The sequence below is a fragment of the Acidovorax cavernicola genome (assembly GCF_003581445.1).
The window spans coordinates 33,846-52,810 of the sequence record NZ_QXMN01000045.1 but is presented as its reverse complement, the minus strand read 5'-3'; the positions used below and the strand labels follow the sequence as shown (position 1 = coordinate 52,810).

Sequence of the window (18,965 nt, the reverse complement as noted above, 5' to 3'; positions counted from 1 at the left end):
TCGTCACCGAGCACGCCGCCGAGCAGGCCGCCGTCGCCACCACCGCCGCCGCAGGCCGCCAGAGCGGCCGTGCTGCCGAAGAGCACGGCGCGCAGCAGGTCGCGGCGCTGGAAGTGAAGCGGGTTCGCCCAGTGCGGGCGGACCGTGGAAGATGAGGGGCGAGGCACGTCGATGCTCCAGGCATGAAGAAGAAAGAATGAGCCTTGCAGTGTGGGCAGCCGACCTGAAGAAGCCCTGCAGCCTTCATGAAGACTTTCTGAAGTGCATCGGCGGCATGTGGCAGATACTTCGGCCACTTTCCCGGAACCGGGCTTGTTCGCTTGGAATCCCCCCCATGAATCTTTTGCTTGTTGAGGACGACCTTGATCTTGGCAATGGCGTACGCATTGCGCTCGCCAACCAGGGCCTGGACGTGGTGTGGGTCCGCAGGCTCGACGACGCCTTGCGCACCCTCGACAACGGCGCCTTCGACATGGTGCTGCTCGACCTGGGCCTGCCCGACGGCGACGGGCTCGACCTGCTGTTCCGCCTGCGTCGCACGCGTCAGGTCCTGCCGGTGCTGGTGCTGAGCGCGCGCGATGCGCTCAACGACCGCCTGCGCAGCCTGGACGACGGCGCCGACGACTACCTCGTGAAGCCCTTTGCACTGGCCGAGCTGCTGTCGCGCGTGCGGGCCCTGGCGCGCCGCAGCTACGGCTTCAACGACGAGACCATCCGCATGCGCGGCCTGGCGCTGCACGAGCCCACACGCGGCGTGATCGTCGATGGCGAGCCCGTGGAGCTGTCGCGTTGCGAGTTCGACCTGCTCGCGCTGCTGCTCAAGCGCACCGGCCGCGTGGTCACGCGCCGCGTGATGGAAGAGCAGGTGCTGCCGGGCGGCCAGTCCAACGGCAGCAACTCGCTCGAGGTGCACATCTCCAACCTGCGCAAGAAGATCGGGCAGGGCTACATCCGCACGGTGCGCGGCATCGGCTACGTGATCGACACCCAGTCGCTGGTGCGGAGCCCGTCGAAATGATTCGTCAGCTGGCGCGGCGCTGGAAGAACTGGAACCAGCCGTCGCTCATGCGCCGACTGCTGGTGGCGCAGATGGCCGCGGCCGCGCTGCTGTGGACCTCGGCTGTCGGGCTGCTGCTGTACGACTCGTACAAGGAGCCCGGGCTGCTGAAGTACACCAACATCTTCCGTGCGGCATCGGCCATTGCGGAGAACCTGGCGGACCATCCCGAGCAGCAGCGCAAGGCGCTCGAGGCGTTCGACGTCGCGCTCATCGAGGCATTCAGCGACGGCGACGATTCCAAGGACGCCCTGGCGGTCATGCAGGTGTGGCAGCACGGCAAGCTCATCTACAACTCGCGCGCCGGTGTGCCCGTGCTGCTGAACTCGGCGCCCGACCACATCGAGACGCTGATCGCGGGCGGCCGCGAATGGCGCGTGCGCACCGTGGCTTCGCCCATCGCCGACACCCGCGTGGTGCTGGCCGAGCCCAGCGTATGGCAGCTCGCGGTCACCGTTCTGTCGCGCGGCTACTACCTGCTGCCGCTGGTGATCAGCCTGCCGTTCCTCGTCTTTCCCGCCTGGCTGTCGGTGCGGCTGGCGCTGCGCCCATGGCGCCAGGTGAGCCGCGAAACCGCCGAGCGCGGCCCCGACGACCTGACGCCGCTGTCGTACATGCCGCCGCACAAGGAACTCAAGCCGCTGGTGCAGAGCATCAACAGCCTGCTGCAGCGGGTGCGCGACAGCACCACGCGCGAGCGCAGCCTGATCGCCGACGCGGCGCACGAATTGCGCACGCCCCTGGCGGCCATGCGCGTGAACGTCGAGGCATTGAAAGAGCAGAGCACCGATGAAGGCCAGCGCGAACTCATGGCCAACCTGCTGCGCAGCAACGACCGCGCGGCGCGGCTGGTGGGGCAGCTGCTGCAGCTCATGCGCAGCGACGCCGTCGCCGCCAATGCGCTGCCGGTGATGCTGTCGCTCGACGGGCTGGTGCAGGACCGGCTGGCCATGATCGAGGGCCTGGCGCGGGCGCGCGGCGTGGAACTCGAACTGGAGTGCGCCGAGCCCGTGTCGGTGCTCGGCGAGCGCGAGAGCCTGGTCTCGATGATCGACAACCTGATCGACAACGCGATCAAGTACAGCCCCTGCGGCGCCACCGTGACGGTGAGTGTCGGCCGCAAAGGCGCGCGGGCGCTGCTGACCGTGTCCGACACGGGGCCGGGCATTCCGCCCGCGCTGCGCGAACGCGTGTTCGACCGCTTCTTCCGCAACCCCGACCAGACCCAGAGCGGCAGCGGGCTGGGCCTGGCCATCGTCAAGTCGGTGGTCGACCGGCATGCCGGCGAGGCGGTGCTGGACGAGGCCCTGGGCGGCGGCCTGCGGGCCACCGTGCGGTTGCCGCTGGCGCAGGCTGACGTGCCGCAGCCCTTGCTCTCCTGCGCCGCCTGAGGCTCGCACCGGCCTCGCAGACCCTGGGGAGCAGGGAAAAGGCCTTGGCGCGCCCCTTTTCGGGGCAAGGATTTACACTAGCCGGCTCCCCCGGCGCCCGTCTACAGGACACTTTCACCAATGAAGTGGGTCATTCTTGCCATCTTCGTGCTCAGCGCACTCTACGTTCACTTCCGCGGCCAGGTGCGGCACAAGTTCTTCAGACAGCTCTCTGATCACTCGACCTTCCTGGCGCCGCTGAACGTCTTCATGTACCTTTTCTCGAAGGTGCCCGGTACGCCGTACCTGTCGCCCGCGCAGTTCCCCGAGATGCGCATCCTCGAGGAAAACTGGGAAGTCATCCGCGAGGAAGCGCTCGCCATGCGCAATGGCGGCAGCATCAAGGCGTCGAGCCAGTTCAACGACGTGGGCTTCAATTCCTTCTTCAAGAGCGGCTGGAAACGCTTCTACCTGAAGTGGTACGACGATGCGCATCCCTCGGCCGCCGTGCTGTGCCCGCGCACCACCGAACTGCTCAAGGGCATCGGCACCATCAAGGCCGCGATGTTCGCCGAGCTGCCCCCGGGCAGCCGCCTCGTGCGCCACCGCGACCCGTTCGCCGGTTCGCTGCGCTACCACCTGGGCCTGTGGACGCCGGGCGTGGAAGGCTGCTACATCGACGTGGACGGCCAGCGCTACCACTGGCGCGACGGCGAGGCCGTGGTGTTCGACGAAACCTACATCCACTACGCCGAGAACACCACCGACCACGACCGCGTGATCCTGTTCTGCGACATCGAGCGTCCGCTGAAATACCGCTGGGCCAGCGCCGTCAACCGCTGGTTCGCTAAGAACCTGCTGGCCGCCGCCGCCTCGCCCAACGATGCGGGCGACAAGACCGGGGGCCTGAACCGCGCCTTCAAGTACATCTACCAGATCCGCGTGATCGGCAAGCGCCTGAAGGCCTGGGACAAGCGCGCGTACTACCTCGTGAAGTGGACGATCTTCGGGGGCCTGGCGCTCTGGATCTTCTGGTGAACCAGGCTCGCCCCCAGGCTGCGCGCACTTCGTGTCGCTACGCCAAGCCCCTACCGGGGGCAACACCTGCGGCCTGGCAAAGCCGGTTCCGCGGTGTTCACTGAAAGCCCCCGGCTGACGGCTTGACTCAGGCCTCGGCCAGCACCAGCCGTTCGCGCGGCGTGCGGCGCCAGCACACGAGACCCGCCAACAGCACACCACCGAGCACGTCGAGCAGCACGTGCTGGCGCGTGGCCAGCGTCGAATAGATGATGCCGACGGCCCACAGCAGGTTCACCCATTGCGTCCATGTGGGCGCCTGCACGCTGCGCAGCTGGCGGGCGAGCCACACGGCCGCGAACACCGCGAAGGACACGTGCAGCGACGGGAAGGCATTGCCGCCCGCATCCGCGCTCTTGAGCAGCTGCAGCGCCGGGTACTGCGACCAGTCGACCGCAAAGTTCGGCACCACTGTCGGAAAGCACCAGAACACCGCCAGGCCGATGGCTGCCATGAGTGCGGCTCCGCGCGCGCAGGCCCACAGCTCGGCCTTGTTCTGGGTGAAGGCCGGCGCGAGCGAGATGTAGAACCACAGCGAGCCGTACAGCAGCATCGCGTCGTCGTTCACATCCACCCAGCGGTCGATGGCGGTGAGCGGCATCACTGTCGGCACCGAGGGCGGGTTGTGCATCACCCAGAAGTACAGGACGAAGAAGCCCGAGATGCCGAGCGTGGTGCCGATCATCTTCACGACCCACAGCGTGGCGAATCGCTGCCCCAGCGCCAGGTGCCAGGGCGTGACGGGGAGGGCGGCGGGGTTCGGGCAAGGGGGCGTCACCGATGCGCTTTCAGGAGGGGAAGCACGACAGCGTAGGCGGTTGCATTGCGTGAACATTGCGCGGCCGGGCAGGGGTGCCACAGGGGCTCTCTAGAATGGCCGGCCTGTCCGGTCCCTCCCCATCCCCCCATGAGAATCCTGCTTGTCGAAGACGAAGCCGACCTGGCGCAGGCGCTCGCGTCGGCGTTGCGCCAGAACCAGGCGGTGGTCGATGTGGCGAGCTCGCTGCGCGCGGCCGAGGAGGCCGCGCTCGGTGCGCCCTATGACGTGGTCGTGCTCGACCGCGGGTTGCCCGACGGCGATGGCCTCTCGCTGGTGGCCTTCCTGGCCCAGAACAACATCGCCTGCGCCGTGCTGGTGCTCACTGCCATGACCGACGTCGCCGAACGCGTGCTGAGCCTGGACGGCGGCGCCGACGACTACCTCGCCAAGCCCTTCTCGATGGACGAGCTGCTGGCGCGCGTGCGCGCGCTGGCGCGCCGCCCAGCGGTGCGTGCCAACTTCCTCACGACGCTGGGGCAGCTGCGCTTCGACCACCACACGCGGCAGGCCCACGTGGGCGAAGCCTGCCTCACGCTGCCGCGGCGCGAGCTGCTGGTGCTCGAGACGCTGCTGGAGCACCGCGGCCGCACGGTGCTGCGCGAGGCGCTGCAGGACCGCGTGTACGGCCACAAGGACGACATCCAGTCGAATGCGCTCGACACGCACGTCTCGCGCCTGCGCTCCAAGCTCGACAAGGCCGGCGCGCAGGTCGAGATCCATGCGATCCGCGGCGTGGGCTATCTCATGTGCGCGCCTTCGTCGGCATGAGCTTCAGTTTGCTTTCACTGCGCTGGCGGCTGATCTGGAGCCTGATCCTGCTGCAGGTGGTGGTCGGCCTGCTGGTGATGGGCGGCTTCCTCTGGCTGGCCTGGTCGCTGGGCCGCGTCGTCGACGAGACCGGCCAGGCGACGGTGGAATCGATCCAGCGTGCCCTGACGCGCGGCCCCGAAGGCCAGCTGATGACCGAGCCCACGAGTGCGCTGCGGCGCTTGCAGAAGGCCGATCCGCAGTTCTGGTTCATCGTGCTCGACGACCGTGGCGGACAGCTGCGCCACGGCGAGATTCCGTCCACCTACCTGCGATTGCTCGATGCGCTCGACGACACGGAGCGCATGGCCATCGACCCCGAAACCGACGGCACGCGGCCCAAGGCCCGCTTCGAGCGCGTCGAATCGCGCGCGGGCCCGGTGGCCGTGATGGCGCAGACCGGCGGCCCGCTCACGGTGGAGAACACGATCAAGGGCACCGGCATCGCCTTCCTGTTTCTTGTGGCGCCGATGGCGCTCGTGACCTGCCTGGGCGTGATCCTGGCGACGCCCTTCGTGGTGAAGCGCGGCCTGAAGGGCGTGGTGGCCACGGCGGAGCACGCCGAGAGCATCGACGTGCACGAGCGCACCACGCGCCTGCCGCTGGCCCAGGTGGCGAGCGAGATCCGTCCGTTGGTCAATGCCGTCAACCGCGCCTTCGACCGACTCAACGAGGGCTACGACCGGCAGGAGCGCTTTCTCGCCGACGCCGCGCACGAATTGCGCACGCCGATCACCACGCTGCAGATCCACCTCGAAGGCCTGCCGAACGACCCGCTGAAGATGAAGCTGATGCAGGCCTCGGCGCGGCTCGCCACGCTGGCCGAGCAACTGCTCGACCTGCAGCGGCTCGACCACGGACTGTCGCTGGACCAGCAGGTCGAGCTGAAGTCGCTGTGCGAGCGCGTGGCGGCCGACATCGCGCCGCTGGCGATCCGCAGCCGTTGCACGCTGTCGGTCGACGCGCCGCAACCACTCACGGTGCGCGGCGATGCGCCCTCGCTCGAACGCGCGCTCACCAACCTGATCCAGAACGCCATCGAGCACGGCGGCGCAGGCTGCGACATCCGGGTGCGGCTGTGCGAGCCCTCGTGCATCGAGGTGCTCGACTCAGGCCCCGGCATCCCCGAGGCCGACCGCGAGCGCGTGGTGGCACCGTTTCACCGGCTCGTGCCGCGCGGGCGCGGTGCCGGGCTGGGCCTGCACCTCGTGGCGGAGGTGGCGCGGCTGCATCGTGGCCAGTTGAGCATCGGGTCGAGCGAATCGGGCGGCGCGAAGATGCGGCTCGAGCTGATGAATCTCGTTGACGCCTGAAGAAGACACGCCCGCCATGAACACCATCGACCGGCTGCCCGAACCCACGAACCTTGCCGGTGCGCAAGCGCTGATTGCGCGTGTGCAGGCGATGCTCGATGCCGAAGGGGTGGCCATGCGCGCACCGCCGCCCGAGCCGACCACCTGCTGCGGGCGTGGGTGCAATGGGTGTGTGTGGGAAGGGTGGTTGGCGGCCGTGGCTTATTGGCGGGACGAGGCGTCGCTGATGCTGGGTTGAGCGGGCGTCTCGTCGGCCGCGGAAACCGACGGAGCGGAATCGGGCCTCATGTCGTTGTAGGGCGGTGGCACCTGTAGCGCGTGCGCGCCCGGCAGGCGGCGAACAGCGAAGTTGCTTGCCACCAGGTAGCGTGCCACGGCACTGCGCAGGTCGGTCGACTCGTACAGCGACTCGGTCCACCAGCGCTCCGTGTACATCACCTTGTAGGCTGGGCCTTCCTTCAGCAGGTAGTAAGAGGCGTCACCACCGGCTCGTTCGGTCCTGATCTCACTTTCGTACCAGCGCGTGGCCATCGCGTGATCCACGAGCGCCTCGACGTCGACCGTGATCACCGCCTGGATGTCTTCCGATGTGAAGTCTTCAAGAAATGAGAGGTTGCTGTCCCTGCCATAGGCGGTGCGAACCAACTCCCACTCCGCGCCGTGCAGTAGCGCATCGAGTTGGGCCAGGCGATCCGGCGGCTTCACCATCCGATGAGGTTCAATCAAGGGCGGCGTGGCGAGGCTGGTGACGTAGAACGGCTCGGCTCCCGGTTCCTGGCTGGCGGACAACGCCAGGGACCAGCGCTCCTGTGCCTTGCGCGGCGTGCTGCGCGATGCCGTGGCGGTGCCGGCATAGTGCACATGGCGTTCGCTCGTTCCGGGGAGGGTCGACGGAACGCAATCGGCGGGGTCCGCGTCCCACACCTGATCGCTCACCGACCAACTGCCATCCTCCTCGTCGTTCATCGTCTGGACGACCAGGCGCGCGAAGATCTGCGGCGGCGCCTCCATGGGTTGCTTGCCCACCGACGCCGGCACCGTGGCTTCCACGCGAAACGCCAGCGGCTCGCCGATGCGAAAGCTTTCGTCGCGACTGACCTCGATCGCGTTCAGCGCCTCGCGCGGCGGCACGGCAGGTCGGAAAAGTCTGTAGACGGCCATCAGCGTCAGCACCGTGAACATCGGAAACACCGGCAGCCCCACCAGCAACCACAGCAGGTTCCAGCCCCCGGCCAGCGACCAGCGCAGCGCGTTGAACCCGAAGGCCGCAAAGAAGGCCAGGACGGCGATCGCGATCAGCGAGTAGATCCAGTGGCTGATCCCGCTGGGCGGGGGCTGCCCGGCCTCTTGCGGTGGCGCCGGAGACGTCCATGACGTGTCATGCCGCTGCACGATGCGCGGCAGTCCGATCACGCGCGGATCGGGCAGCGGCGTCCAGAAGCTGTCGTCCTGCGCGGTCAGCGCGATCGTGCGGACGCCGTCGCCGTGTTCGAGCTGGAGCAGGGTCTGCGCGGCGCCATCGTGCGCCGTGTCTTCGAAGCGCAGGGGCCGCGCATCGGGCAGGCGGTGGTAGCGGCGCTGTGCGATGTCGACGATCAGCGTGTCGGCACCCGTCGATGCCGCATGAAAGCGCTCGCCGGTCGAAACGACACTCTCGGAGATTGGCAGCGCCAGAACCCGCGCGAGGACATCAAGATAAGGATGAGGCATGCGTCGCGGTTCTAAGCTGCAATCCCGAGCGCCGCCGCCGCAAGCCTCGCCACTTCGAGCGTGCTCCCCGGCGGCTCGTCGTCTTCCAGCATCCAGACCGATGACAGGCCGGCCCACGCCAGCACCCATTGCAGCAGTCGCCGTTGCTCGATGCCCGTGGCGTTCGCGATGACATCGATGCGGCGCGCGAACCGGCCCGGCACCAGCGCGCTGTCGCCGTCGGGATTGCACAGGATGTTCGCGTGGTCGAAGCCGCGCTCGCCGTGCAGGCCCTTGGGGTCGATGGCGAGCCAGCCGGCCGGGCCGAAGTCGAGCACGTTGCCGTGGTGGATGTCGCCGTGCAGCACCGCCACGTCGCGCGGCGCGGCCAGCAGTTCGCGCGCGGTGTGTGCACTGTGTTCGAAGATGTCGCCAAGGCCCGAGGCGCTCGCCGTCAAGGCCTCGAACCAGCGCGCCAGCGGCACCAGTGTGGAAGGTGGCGGCTTGGCGCGCGGCGCATGCAGCCGCGCTGCGGCGGCGCAGAGGATGCGGGTCGCTTCGTCGTCCTCCCCGCGTTCGACCCTCTGTGCGAGCGAGTCCGTGCCTTGCGCTCGCGCCATCAGCAGCGCCTCGCCCTCATGGGCCAGCACGGGCGCTGCGCCATCGCCGTCCCACCATGCCATCAGCAGGGCGCCGGCCTGTTCCTCGGGTTCCTGCGAGAGCTTGAGCATCGCGGGCAAGCCCCGATGCCGCACGGGCAACAGGCGCCCGCTCAACGAGGTGAAGGCTTCACCGTCGATGTCCAGGTTCCATCGCAGCAGGTAGGGTTCGAAGACGTGCGCCAGAGTCATGGCGCGGATTGTCGTCGGCATGCGAAGGGCCGGCCGGTGCCGGGCCCTTCGCGCCGTGGCGTCACTGGTTCTGCGACCCGCGATGCGCCCAGCCGGTGGTGTGCTTCTCGACCAGGCTGAAGAGTTCGTACATGACCATCGCCATCGCACCCACCACCATCAGCCCTGCGAAGGCCAGGCCCATCTGCATGGCCGAGCCGGCCGAGATCAGCAGGTAGCCGATGCCTTCGTTGGCCGCCGTCATCTCGCTCACCGTGGTGCCGACGAAGGCCAGCGTGATCGCGACCTTGAGCGAGGCGAAGAAGTAGGGCATGGAGCGCGGCAGGCCGATCTTCATGAGCACGTCCCAGCGCTTGGCGCCGAGCACGCGCAGCACGTCTTCCAGCTCGGGTTCGAGCGTGGCGAGGCCGGTCGCGATGTTGACCATGATCGGGAAGAAGCTGATCAAGAACGCCGTGAGGATCGCCGGCCCGATGCCGATGCCGAACCACACCACCAGGATCGGCACGAAGGCCGCCTTGGGCAGTGCGTTGAAGGCCGTCATCAGCGGGTAGATGGCCGCGTAGGCCAGGCGCGAGCTGCCGATCACGAAGCCCAGCAGCACGCCCACCACGATCGCCAGGCCGAAGCCCGCCATCGTGACCCAGAAGGTGCGCCATGCATGGCCCGCGATGATTTCCTTGAATTCCCAGAACTGCTCCCAGATGCGCAGCGGGCTCGGGAAGATGAAGTCCGACACGCCGAAGCCCGCGCAGATCACCTGCCACAGCAGGATCACCGCCACGAGCAGCAGCCAGGGCGACCAGCGTTCGAGTTGCTTGGTGTTTTTCATCGTCGGCGCCTCAATGCGTTGCCGCGGCTGCGGACTGTTGAGAGGCGCTCGCGCCGGTGCTTCGGATGGCGCCGATGTGGCCGCGCAGCTCGAGCACGATGTCGGTGAACTCCTTGGTGTAGGTGAGTTCGAGTTCGCGCGGGCGCGGCAGGTCGATCTCGCGCTTCACCACGAAGCGGCCGGGGCTCTTGCTCATCACGTAGACCGTGTCGGCCAGGAAGACCGATTCGCGCAGGTCGTGCGTGACCAGGATCACGTTGAACTGCTGCTCGGTCCACAGGTCGCGCAGGATGCACCAGAGTTCTTCGCGCGTGAACGCGTCGAGCGCGCCGAAGGGCTCGTCCAGCAGCAGCATCTTGGGCTCGTGGATCAGCGCGCGGCAGATGCTCGCGCGCTGCTGCATGCCGCCCGAGAGCTGCCACGGGAACTTGTCCTCGTAGCCACCCAGGCCCACCTTCTGCAGCAGGCGGCGGGCACGCTCCTCGTATTCCTTGCGTTTGGCCTTGAAGTTCGAGCGGTAGGGCTCGACGATTTCCAGCGGCAGCAGCACGTTGTCGACCGTGGTGCGCCAGGGCAGCAGCGAGGGCGCCTGGAAGGCCATGCCCGAGATCTTCAGCGGCCCGGTCACGGGCTGGCCGTCGATGCGGATCTTGCCCATCGAGGGCATCTTCAGCCCCGTGGTGAGCTTCATGAAGGTCGACTTGCCGCAGCCCGAGGGCCCGACGATGGCGATGAACTCGCCGCGCCTGACCTTCAGGTCGATGGCCTCGACCGCGAAGTGGTTGGCGCGCAGCAGCTCCTCGTTGTAGGCAAGCCAGACATCCTGGAAGTCGACGAAGGGGGCGTTGTCGGTCTCCGCCATCGTTTACTTGCGCAGGATGTTCAGGTCGGCCGCGGGCGGCAGCATGGTGCCGTTCCACACGGCGTCGGCATTGACACGGGTCTTGGTCGCGAAGGCGTCCGACACCTGCGAGGCCATCAGCGACAGGCGTCCGGCGTTGATCTGGCCGAAGCCCTCGGCGCGCGCGTCGGCGGTGTTGATGACGGTGTCGATCGCGAGCTTGAGGCGGCGCGTTTCGAGCGTGCTGTTGACGATGCCGTCGCGCGCCTTGATCGATTCGATCGCGACCGCCGGATTGGCGATCACTTCCTTCGCGCCCTTGGTGAAGGCCGCGAGGAACGCCTTGACCGCCGCCGGGTTCTCCTTGATGAGCTTGGGCGAGGCGATGATCGCGTTGCCGTAGAGCTTCACGCCGTAGTCGGGGTAGGGAAGGATCACGACGTCGGCCGCCTTGGCGCCGCGCGCCTCCAGGTTCAGCAGCGAGGTGAAGGTGAAGCCGGTGATGGCGTCGATGTCGCCGCGCATCAGCATGGTCTCGCGCAACGTGGGGTCCATGGCGGTCCAGTTCACGGCGCCGATGTTGTTGGCCTTGGCGAAGATCGGGAAGGCGCGGCGGCCGGCGTCGAACACGGGTGCGCCGAGCTTCTTGCCGGTGAGGTCGGCGGGCTTGGTGATGCCGCTCTTCTTCAGCGTCATGACGGAGGCCGGTGTGTTGTTGTAGACCATCATCACCGCGACCGGCTTGTTCGGGCTGTCGGGGTTGTTGGCGTGGAATTCCATCAGCGCCGCGAGGTCGGCAAAGCCCATGTCGTAGGCGCCCGAGGCCACGCGCGTGACCGCGCCGCCCGAGCCGTTGCCGGCGTCGACCGTGACGTCGAGCCCGCTGGCCTTGAAGTAGCCCTTGGCGGCCGGATGCGTGAAGAAGGCGCCGGGCCCCTCGAAGCGCCAGTCGAGCTGGAACTTGATCGGCGTCGGGCTCTGGGCCATGGCCGAGGACAGGCCGAAGCTGAGGGCCGAGGCGGCGAGGAAGGACTGGATCAGTTGACGCTTGTTCATGCAGGTTCCGTGAATGTGAATGCTTCGGCATTCAAGCAAAAACGGTGCCCGCACGTGATTGGTGCGAACCCTTCCCGCGACTCAAGGCGGTGCGCTGCCTCTGGAATCCGCACCGCCAGTGGGAAGTCCCTTCGGTTTCAAGGGACGCTGGCGCCGAAGGCGAGCCAGTACGGATCGCCCACGCGCTTGCCCACGCTGCTGGCGGCGTCGCGCACGGTGGCGCCGAAGCGCTCCACCAGCGGATCGGAGAGCTCCTCCGCGGGCAGCGCGATGCCGAAGGCGTAGGCCTGGCGCGTGGCCGGGTCGAGCACCGCCGAGGAGATGCCGGCCACGTTGGTCACGTACTCGCCGCGCGAGAGCGCCCAGCCGGTGTCGCGGATCACGGCCAGGCGGGCGAACAGGTCCTTGCGCGTTTTCGGTGCATGGCCGCGGCCCTGGTCGAGGCGGGCGCCGAGCAGGCCGCCGACTTCGTCGTCGCCCAGGCGGGCCAGCAGCGCGCGGCCCATGGCGCTCGAATACGCGGGCGCGCGGCTGCCGGGCGGCGTGTAGATCTGCAGCGCGCCGGCGCCGGCGCGCATCTGGATCACGAGTGTGTCCGCGCCGTCGAGCACGTTGATGTAGCCGGTGTAGCCCGTCTCGCGCACGAGCGCGTCGAGCGCTTCCTCGACCAGCGAGGCGGCGTTGCGCGAGGCGCGGAAGTGGTACGAGGCTTCCATGATCACGCCGCCCGGGCGGTAGGCGCGCGTGACCGCGTCGCGGTCGAGAAAACCGTAGCCGGCCATCATGCTCAGCGTGCGCGAGGCCGAGCTCTTGGGCAGGCCCAGCTCGGTCACGACGTCGGTCACCGTGATGTCGCGGCGAAGCCGCGCGATCAGCTTCAGGACGTCCATGGCGTTGGCAAGGGTGCTCATAGTTCTCGATGGGTTGGGGTGGGAATCATAGGTTCGGCGCCGGCACGGTTTTCCGGCCGACCCGGTCCACCCGGGTGAAGGCCCGCTTGACAGCCGAAAGCACGGTTTTATCATTCAGTTCAATTTTATTGGACATAGTTCCAAAATATGGAACTAACGAGGAATGACCATGCACCATGAAGTGACCGCCGTCGCGCCGCTGGAAGACAAGGGCGCGGGGCACGCCGCACTGCATCCCAAGGCGCTCGCGCCCGCCAACCTGATCCTCACGGTGGTGCTGAGCGTGTTCGGCGCCATCGTCGGCATCCAGATGCTGGCGAGCCTGGGCATCACGCCGAGCACCTCGCTGATCGGCGCGCTCGCGGCGATGACGCTGGCGCGCGTGCCGCTGGCCATGTTCCGGGGCTTCCGCTCGGTGCATGCGCAGAACCTCGCGCAGACGAGCATCTCGTCGGCCACCTTCGGCGCGGCCAACAGCCTGTTCCTGCCGATCGGCATTCCGTTCCTGTTCGGCCTGCCGCAGATGGTGGTGCCGATGCTCATCGGCGTGAGCCTGGCGATGTTGCTCGATGCCTGGCTGCTCTACCGCATGTTCGACACGCCCGCCTTCCCGGCCAAGAACCCGTGGCCGTTGGGCATCGCGGCGGCCGAGGCCATCAAGGCCGGCGACGGGGGCGGCAAGCAGGCCTGGCTGCTGCTGGGCGGGCTGGCCACCGGCGTGGCGGGCGCGGTGTTCAAGCTGCCGATGTCGGCCTTCGGCGTGGCGCTGATCGGCGGGCTGGGCGCGATGACGGCCTTCGGCATCGGGCTGCTGGTGCGCGGTTACTCGGCGACGCTGTTCGGCTTCGACATCGGCACGCGCTACGTGCCGCACGGGATGATGATCGGCGCCGGCCTCGTCGCGCTGGTGCAAGTGGCGCGGGTGGTGCTGAAGAAGCACGAGCGCGCGCCTGGTGCTGCTGCCACGACGCAAGAGACGCAGGAAGCGCTCGCCGAGGCACGCGGCGCCAGCGTGCTCGGCCGCTCGCTCAAGCTGGGCGGCGCGGGCTACCTCGCGATCATGGTGCTGCTGTGCGCGGGCACCGGCATCTACACCGGCATGTCGCCGGGCATGCTGGCCTGCTTCATCGTGTACGGCACCTTCGCGGCCTTCGTGCACGAGCTGATCGTCGGCATCGCGGCCATGCACTCGGGCTGGTTCCCGGCCTTCGCGGTGGCGCTGATCTCGCTGCTGCTGGGCATCCTGATCGGCTTTCCGCCCGAGGCGCTGGTGGTGCTGGCCGGCTTCTCGGCCGCCACCGGCCCGGCCTTCGCCGACATGGGTTATGACCTCAAGGCCGGACACCTGCTGCGCGGCGAGCAATCGGGCACGGCCTTCGAGCTGGAAGGCCGGCGCGAACAGATGATCGCGGGAATGGTCGGCTTCGGTGTGGCGATCGTGGTGGTCGCCTGCTCGTACCAGCTCTTCTTCGCCAACCACCAGACCGCGCCCATCAATGCCGCCTACGTCGCCGCGATCAAGGCCGGCATCTCGGGCGAGACCGCGCGCAACCTCGCGCTGTGGGCCGTGCCCGGTGCACTGTTGCAATTGGTGGGCGGGCCGCGCCAGCAGCTCGGCGTGCTGTTCGCCACCGGTTTGCTCATCGCGAGCCCGATGGCCGGCTGGATGGTCGCGGCCGGCATCGCCTGCCGCCTGGCTATGCATGGCGTGCTGGGTGCCTCGGCGCGCGAACGGCTCGAAGTGTTCGCCGGCGGCGTGATCGCGGGCGACGCGCTCTACAGCTTCTTCTCGGGCGTGGTGAAGAGCCTGCGCAAGTAGCTCCGCCTCCTTTTCTTCTTCTTCCCTCCATCACACACATACAGGAAACGAATCCATGAAACGCAATCTGACCAGCGACGACGTCCGCGCGGCCATCTGGGGCGGCGCCATCCTCGGCGGCGGCGGCGGCGGCTTGATCGAGGCCGGCGAGCGCGCCGCGCGCCTGGCGCTGCAGGTCGGCACGCCGCAGCTGTGGAGCGTCGACGAGTTCGACGACGCCGCGCTCACCGCCACCATGGCGCTCGTCGGTGCGCCGGCCGCGCCCGATCCGCACGTGCAGCCCGCGCACCTGCTGCGCACGCTCGAGCTGCTGCGCCGCGAGCTGCCGGCGGGCCAGAAGCTGGTCGCGCTGCATGCCAACGAGAACGGCGCCGAGACCACGGTCAACGGCTGGTTCCACGCCGCGATGACGGGCCTGCCCGTGATCGATCTCGCCTGCAACGGCCGCGCCCATCCGTCGAGCGTGATGGGCGCGCTGGGCCTGCACACCGAGCCCGATTACCTCTCGGTGCAGGCCTACGCGGGCGGCGAGCCGCATCGGTACGTGGAGGGCGTGGTGTCCGGCCGCCTCGAGCAGACTTCGGCCGTGGTGCGCCGCGCCTCGGTGGAGGCGGGCGGCCTCGTGGCCGTGGCGCGCAACCCGGTCACGGTGGGCTACGCGCGCCAGCACGGTGCGCCCGGCGCCATCAGCCATGCCATCGCGCTGGGCCAGACTTTTCTCGACGGCGGCGTCGATGCCGTGGCCCGCTCGCTCGATGGCCGCCTCGTCGCCGAGGGCACGGTGCGCAGCTACCGCTGCGAGCAGCAGGAAGGGCTGGACGTCGGCGTCGTCGAGCTCGACGACGCGGCCGGCACCACGCTGCGCTTCATCAACGAGTACATGCTGCTGGTGCAGGGCGGTGAACGCATCGCGCGCTTCCCCGACCTGATCATGACCTTCTCCGAAGACGGCAAGCCCGTGGTGTCGGCCCATGTGCGCGAGGGTGCACGGCTGCGCGTGCTGGTGGCACCGCGCGCGCGGTTGCTGCTGTCGCGCACCATGTTCATGCCCGAGCTGTACCGCCCGCTCGAGAAGTCGCTCGGCGAGGCCTTCGCCCCGGCCGAGGTGGCCTGAGCGGTACGGGGCGACAAGGAGACGCGACATGACACTGCGCATCCGCTGGATCCGGGCCGTCGGCAACGACACCTACAACGCGCGCTTCGCGCAGGAGTTCGCCGAGGTGAAGAACCCTGGCACCGAGGTCGAGGTGGTGTCGCTGCGCAACGCCTCGGTGCAGCACCACGTCGAGTACCAGAGCTACGAGGGCCTGCTGAGCGGCGACATCGTGCGCGCCGTGCGCGACACCGCGCAGCAGGGCTTCGACGCGGTGGTGGTCGGCTGCTTCTACGACCCGGCGCTGGTCGAGGCGCGCGAGATTTCCGGCCGGACCGTGGTGGTCGCGCCGTGCCAGGCCTCGTTCGAGGTCGCGGCCAACCTGGCGCAGAAGGTGTCGGTGATCGTCGGGCGGCGCAAGTGGGTGCCTCGCATCGAGTCGCGCGTGCGCGAGTACGGCCACGCGCACCTGATCGCGTCGTTCCGCGCGCTCGAACTCGGCGTGGAAGACTTCCAGCGCGACCGCGACGAGACCGTACGCCGCATGATCGCGCAGGGCCGCCACGCCATCGACGAAGACGGCGCCGAGGCACTGATCCTCGGCTGCACGCTGGAATTCGGCTTCTACCGTCAGCTGCAGGACACGCTGGGCGTGCCTGTCATCGATTCGGCGCTGGCCGCCTTCAAGCGCGCCGAGGCATTGGCCGATATGAAACAGCGTTTCGGTTGGACGCCCAGCCGCGTCGGCAGCGGAGAACCGCCGCCCGAAGACAAGGAGCTGCGGGCCTGGAACGTGTTCGATCCGGCGGATGTGCCGGTGGTGTCGCCGGTTCACGCCTGAGCGTTCGCGCGCCAGAAAAAACGCCCCATCACGGAGACCGCGACGGGGCGTTGTTCGTTCACGCGTGGGGCCGCGTCAGTCCCGGACGGTGACCTTCGCCACGGCCAGTGCCGTCATGTTGATGATGCGGCGCACCGTCGACGACGGCGTCAGCACGTGGGCCGAGGCGGCGCCGCCCAGCAGGATCGGGCCGACCGTGATGCCGTTCGCGCCGGTCATCTTCAGCACGTTGTAGAGGATGTGGGCCGAGTCGAGGTTCGGGCACACCAGCAGGTTGGCCTCGCCCGAGAGCGTGGTCTCGGGCAGGGCGGTGCGGCGGATGTCTTCCGACAGCGCGGCGTCGCCGTGCATCTCGCCGTCGCACTCGATGTCGGGCGCCATCTGCGCGAACAGGTCGCGGGCCAGGCGCATCTTGCGTGCCGAGCCGCGGCTGGAGGTGCCGTAGTTCGAGTGCGAGAGGAAGGCCACCTTCGGCGGCAGGCCGAAGCGGCGCACCTCTTCGGCCGCCATCACCGCGATGCTGGCCAGCAGCTCGGCGCTCGGGTCTTCGTTCACGTTGGTGTCGGTGATGAAGACCGTGCGCTTGTCGAGCGTGAGCGCGTTCAGCGTGGCAAAGCCGGGCGCGCCGCGCTTCAGGCCGATCAGGTTGCGGATGTGCTCCAGGTGCACGTCGAAGCGCCCGACCAGGCCGCAGATCATCGCGTCGGCGTCGCCCAGGTGCAGCATCAGCGCGGCGATGGTGGTGTTGGAGCGGCGCACCATGGTCTTGGCGGCTTCCGGCGTCACGCCGCGGCGGCCCATGATCTTGTGGAAGCTCTCCCAGTAGGTGCGAAAGCGCGGATCGTCCTCGGGGTTCACGATCTCGAAGTCGGTGCCGGGGCGGATGTGCAGGCCGGCCTTCTGGATGCGTGCCTCGATCACGGCCGGGCGGCCCACCAGGATGGGCTTGGCCAGGCCTTCGTCGACGGCCCACTGGGCGGCGCGCAGCACGCGCTCGTCCTCGCCTTCGGCGTAGGCCACGCGCTTGGTGGCGGACACCTTGGCGGCGCTGAACACCGGGCGCATGAACATGCCGGTCTGGTAGACGAAGCGCGTCAGGTGCTGGCGGTAGGCCTCCATGTCCTCGATCGGGCGCGTGGCCACGCCCGAGGCGGCGGCCGCCTTGGCCACGGCCGGCGCGATGCGCAGGATCAGGCGCGAGTCGAAAGGCTTCGGAATGATGTAGTCGGGGCCGAAGGCCAGCTCCTGGCCGGCGTAGGCGGTAGCCACTTCTTCGCTGATGTCGGCCTTGGTCAGGTCGGCGATCTCGCGCACGCAGGCCAGCTTCATTTCTTCCGTGATCTTGCTGGCGCCGCAGTCGAGCGCGCCGCGGAAGATGTACGGGAAGCACAGCACGTTGTTGACCTGGTTCGGGTAGTCCGAACGGCCCGTGGCGATGATGCAGTCGGGCCGCACGGCCTTGGCCAGCTCGGGGCGGATCTCGGGCTCGGGGTTGGCCAGTGCCAGGATGATCGGCTGCGTGCCCATGGTCTTGACCATCTCGGCGCTCATGACGCCGGGGGCCGAGCAGCCCAGGAACACGTCGGCGTCCTTCACCACGTCGGCCAGGGTGCGGGCACCGGTGTCCTTCTGGGCGTAGCGTGCCTTCGATTCGTCGAAGCCGCCCGCGCGGCCCATGTAGATCAGGCCCTTGGAGTCGCAGGCGTAGATGTTGGCCGGCTTGGCGCCCAGGCCGACCATCACGTCCAGGCAGGCGATGGCGGCGGCGCCGGCGCCCGAGACGGCGATCTTCACGTCTTCGATCTTCTTGCCGACCAGTTCCAGGCCGTTGAGCAGCGCCGCGGCCGAGATGATGGCCGTGCCGTGCTGGTCGTCGTGGAACACCGGGATGTTCATGCGCTCGCGCAGCTTCTTCTCGATGTAGAAGCACTCGGGGGCCTTGATGTCCTCGAGGTTGATGCCGCCCAGCGTGGGCTCCAGCGCGGCGATGATGTCGACCAGCTTGTCGGGGTCGTTCTCGGCCAGTTCGATGTCGAACACGTCGATGCCGGCAAATTTCTTGAACAGGCAGCCTTTGCCTTCCATCACGGGCTTGGAGGCCAGCGGGCCGATGTTGCCCAGGCCCAGCACGGCGGTGCCGTTGGTGATGACGCCCACGAGGTTGCCGCGGGCGGTGAATTCGGCCGCGAGCGCGGGATCTTCCGCAATGTCGAGGCAGGGGTAGGCCACGCCCGGCGAATAGGCCAGCGACAGGTCGCGCTGGTTCAGCAGGGGCTTGGTGGGGGTGATCGAGATCTTGCCCTTGACGGGCGAGCGGTGGTATTCGCGCGCTGCTTCTCGAAGTGCTTCTTCAGCGGGGGACAGGGATGCAGCCATTTGAAAAGTCTCCTAGGTTCTGGCGGGCAATGAGGCTACCGCAAAAGCGAAGCCTCTTCTCTCGGGGGGAACGACGAGACCCTCCATCTTCCGCCGGATTGGAAGGGTCTGCCGACTCGCTAAACTTCAACACCCCCGTTTCTGGGGGGCAAATCCGTGCCGCACGGGCGGTGCGGTGAACCAACGTCCACAACCAAAGAACAACACGGAGG

At 68.2% G+C, this 18,965-nt stretch carries 17 protein-coding genes; 9 read left to right on the top strand and 8 right to left on the bottom strand.

Translation table 11 applies throughout. The annotated features are described in order from the left end of the window. Positions 1-334: 334 nt before the first annotated feature. From D3H34_RS26000 to lpxO, 3 genes are all read left to right on the top strand, one after another. A complete protein-coding gene (locus D3H34_RS26000; RefSeq protein ID WP_119557141.1) occupies positions 335-1,018 on the top strand; it encodes a response regulator in 684 nt (227 codons plus the stop codon). Further along, positions 1,015-2,448, top strand: coding sequence for a sensor histidine kinase (locus D3H34_RS25995; protein ID WP_119557139.1), 1,434 nt, complete (start codon positions 1,015-1,017; stop codon positions 2,446-2,448). The genes D3H34_RS26000 and D3H34_RS25995 overlap by 4 nt, the downstream gene beginning before the upstream one ends. Positions 2,449-2,568: 120 nt before the next feature. After that, positions 2,569-3,465: a lipid A hydroxylase LpxO gene (gene lpxO, locus D3H34_RS25990; RefSeq protein ID WP_095746352.1), complete on the top strand. Its 897-nt coding sequence runs from the start codon at positions 2,569-2,571 to the stop codon at positions 3,463-3,465. 127 nt (positions 3,466-3,592) lie between these two features. On the opposite strand, the gene D3H34_RS25985 is transcribed toward lpxO, so the two are convergent. Further along, positions 3,593-4,282 (bottom strand): phosphatase PAP2 family protein, encoded by a 690-nt coding sequence (locus D3H34_RS25985; protein ID WP_286186240.1) that lies wholly within the window; start codon positions 4,280-4,282, stop codon positions 3,593-3,595. Between the two features lie 129 nt (positions 4,283-4,411). Here D3H34_RS25985 and D3H34_RS25980 point away from each other — a divergent pair, with 129 nt between their 5' ends. The 3 genes from D3H34_RS25980 to D3H34_RS25970 are packed head-to-tail and all read left to right on the top strand — an operon-like array spanning position 4,412 to position 6,682. Next, a complete protein-coding gene (locus D3H34_RS25980; RefSeq protein ID WP_119557137.1) occupies positions 4,412-5,092 on the top strand; it encodes a response regulator in 681 nt (226 codons plus the stop codon). Then, positions 5,089-6,444 carry a sensor histidine kinase gene (locus tag D3H34_RS25975; protein WP_119557149.1) on the top strand — a complete coding sequence of 452 codons (1,356 nt, stop codon included), beginning with the start codon at positions 5,089-5,091 and terminating at the stop codon, positions 6,442-6,444. The genes D3H34_RS25980 and D3H34_RS25975 overlap by 4 nt, the downstream gene beginning before the upstream one ends. Before the next feature lie 16 nt (positions 6,445-6,460). Next, on the top strand, positions 6,461-6,682 hold the full coding sequence (locus D3H34_RS25970; protein ID WP_119557147.1) for an oxidoreductase-like domain-containing protein: 222 nt from the start codon (positions 6,461-6,463) through the stop codon (positions 6,680-6,682). On the opposite strand, the gene D3H34_RS25965 is transcribed toward D3H34_RS25970, so the two are convergent. The 6 genes from D3H34_RS25965 to D3H34_RS25940 all read right to left on the bottom strand — a co-directional run bounded on the left by D3H34_RS25965 (position 6,646) and on the right by D3H34_RS25940 (position 12,624). Then, a complete protein-coding gene (locus tag D3H34_RS25965; protein WP_119557135.1) occupies positions 6,646-8,154 on the bottom strand; it encodes a hypothetical protein in 1,509 nt (502 codons plus the stop codon). The genes D3H34_RS25970 and D3H34_RS25965 overlap by 37 nt on opposite strands. 11 nt (positions 8,155-8,165) lie before the next feature. Beyond that, positions 8,166-8,984 (bottom strand): aminoglycoside phosphotransferase family protein, encoded by an 819-nt coding sequence (locus tag D3H34_RS25960; protein WP_119557133.1) that lies wholly within the window; start codon positions 8,982-8,984, stop codon positions 8,166-8,168. 61 nt (positions 8,985-9,045) lie between these two features. Then, on the bottom strand, positions 9,046-9,816 hold the full coding sequence (locus tag D3H34_RS25955) for an ABC transporter permease (RefSeq protein WP_119557131.1): 771 nt from the start codon (positions 9,814-9,816) through the stop codon (positions 9,046-9,048). A gap of 10 nt (positions 9,817-9,826) precedes the next feature. Next, positions 9,827-10,678: an ABC transporter ATP-binding protein gene (locus D3H34_RS25950; RefSeq protein WP_119557129.1), complete on the bottom strand. Its 852-nt coding sequence runs from the start codon at positions 10,676-10,678 to the stop codon at positions 9,827-9,829. A gap of 3 nt (positions 10,679-10,681) precedes the next feature. Next, positions 10,682-11,713, bottom strand: coding sequence for an ABC transporter substrate-binding protein (locus D3H34_RS25945; protein ID WP_119557127.1), 1,032 nt, complete (start codon positions 11,711-11,713; stop codon positions 10,682-10,684). Between the two features lie 137 nt (positions 11,714-11,850). Further along, entirely contained in the window at positions 11,851-12,624 is a 774-nt protein-coding gene (locus tag D3H34_RS25940) for an IclR family transcriptional regulator (RefSeq protein WP_119557125.1), read from the bottom strand. 169 nt (positions 12,625-12,793) lie between these two features. Between D3H34_RS25940 and D3H34_RS25935 the strand changes: the two genes are divergently transcribed. The 3 genes from D3H34_RS25935 to D3H34_RS25925 are packed head-to-tail and all read left to right on the top strand — an operon-like array spanning position 12,794 to position 16,377. Then, positions 12,794-14,443 carry an OPT/YSL family transporter gene (locus tag D3H34_RS25935; protein ID WP_119557145.1) on the top strand — a complete coding sequence of 550 codons (1,650 nt, stop codon included), beginning with the start codon at positions 12,794-12,796 and terminating at the stop codon, positions 14,441-14,443. Positions 14,444-14,498: 55 nt separating this feature from the next. After that, positions 14,499-15,557, top strand: a complete 1,059-nt coding sequence (locus D3H34_RS25930) for an S-methyl thiohydantoin desulfurase domain-containing protein (RefSeq protein ID WP_119557123.1) — start codon at positions 14,499-14,501, stop codon at positions 15,555-15,557. Between the two features lie 28 nt (positions 15,558-15,585). After that, positions 15,586-16,377 carry an aspartate/glutamate racemase family protein gene (locus D3H34_RS25925; RefSeq protein WP_119557121.1) on the top strand — a complete coding sequence of 264 codons (792 nt, stop codon included), beginning with the start codon at positions 15,586-15,588 and terminating at the stop codon, positions 16,375-16,377. 75 nt (positions 16,378-16,452) lie between these two features. Here D3H34_RS25925 and D3H34_RS25920 read toward each other — a convergent pair whose 3' ends face one another. Further along, on the bottom strand, positions 16,453-18,753 hold the full coding sequence (locus tag D3H34_RS25920) for an NADP-dependent malic enzyme (RefSeq protein ID WP_119557119.1): 2,301 nt from the start codon (positions 18,751-18,753) through the stop codon (positions 16,453-16,455). Positions 18,754-18,965 lie beyond the last annotated feature (212 nt).

What these genes read in the sequence shown, in the direction of transcription:
- D3H34_RS25920 (WP_119557119.1), bottom strand. Translation starts at nt 18,753, where the DNA reads ATGGCTGCATCCCTGTCCCCCGCTGAAGAAGCACTTCGAGAAGCAGCG.
- D3H34_RS25980 (WP_119557137.1), top strand. Translation starts at nt 4,412, where the DNA reads ATGAGAATCCTGCTTGTCGAAGACGAAGCCGACCTGGCGCAGGCGCTC.
- D3H34_RS25935 (WP_119557145.1), top strand. Translation starts at nt 12,794, where the DNA reads ATGCACCATGAAGTGACCGCCGTCGCGCCGCTGGAAGACAAGGGCGCG.
- D3H34_RS25925 (WP_119557121.1), top strand. Translation starts at nt 15,586, where the DNA reads ATGACACTGCGCATCCGCTGGATCCGGGCCGTCGGCAACGACACCTAC.
- D3H34_RS25975 (WP_119557149.1), top strand. Translation starts at nt 5,089, where the DNA reads ATGAGCTTCAGTTTGCTTTCACTGCGCTGGCGGCTGATCTGGAGCCTG.
- D3H34_RS25970 (WP_119557147.1), top strand. Translation starts at nt 6,461, where the DNA reads ATGAACACCATCGACCGGCTGCCCGAACCCACGAACCTTGCCGGTGCG.
- D3H34_RS25940 (WP_119557125.1), bottom strand. Translation starts at nt 12,624, where the DNA reads ATGAGCACCCTTGCCAACGCCATGGACGTCCTGAAGCTGATCGCGCGG.
- D3H34_RS25955 (WP_119557131.1), bottom strand. Translation starts at nt 9,816, where the DNA reads ATGAAAAACACCAAGCAACTCGAACGCTGGTCGCCCTGGCTGCTGCTC.
- D3H34_RS25965 (WP_119557135.1), bottom strand. Translation starts at nt 8,154, where the DNA reads ATGCCTCATCCTTATCTTGATGTCCTCGCGCGGGTTCTGGCGCTGCCA.
- D3H34_RS26000 (WP_119557141.1), top strand. Translation starts at nt 335, where the DNA reads ATGAATCTTTTGCTTGTTGAGGACGACCTTGATCTTGGCAATGGCGTA.
- D3H34_RS25930 (WP_119557123.1), top strand. Translation starts at nt 14,499, where the DNA reads ATGAAACGCAATCTGACCAGCGACGACGTCCGCGCGGCCATCTGGGGC.
- D3H34_RS25995 (WP_119557139.1), top strand. Translation starts at nt 1,015, where the DNA reads ATGATTCGTCAGCTGGCGCGGCGCTGGAAGAACTGGAACCAGCCGTCG.
- lpxO (WP_095746352.1), top strand. Translation starts at nt 2,569, where the DNA reads ATGAAGTGGGTCATTCTTGCCATCTTCGTGCTCAGCGCACTCTACGTT.
- D3H34_RS25960 (WP_119557133.1), bottom strand. Translation starts at nt 8,984, where the DNA reads ATGACTCTGGCGCACGTCTTCGAACCCTACCTGCTGCGATGGAACCTG.
- D3H34_RS25945 (WP_119557127.1), bottom strand. Translation starts at nt 11,713, where the DNA reads ATGAACAAGCGTCAACTGATCCAGTCCTTCCTCGCCGCCTCGGCCCTC.
- D3H34_RS25950 (WP_119557129.1), bottom strand. Translation starts at nt 10,678, where the DNA reads ATGGCGGAGACCGACAACGCCCCCTTCGTCGACTTCCAGGATGTCTGG.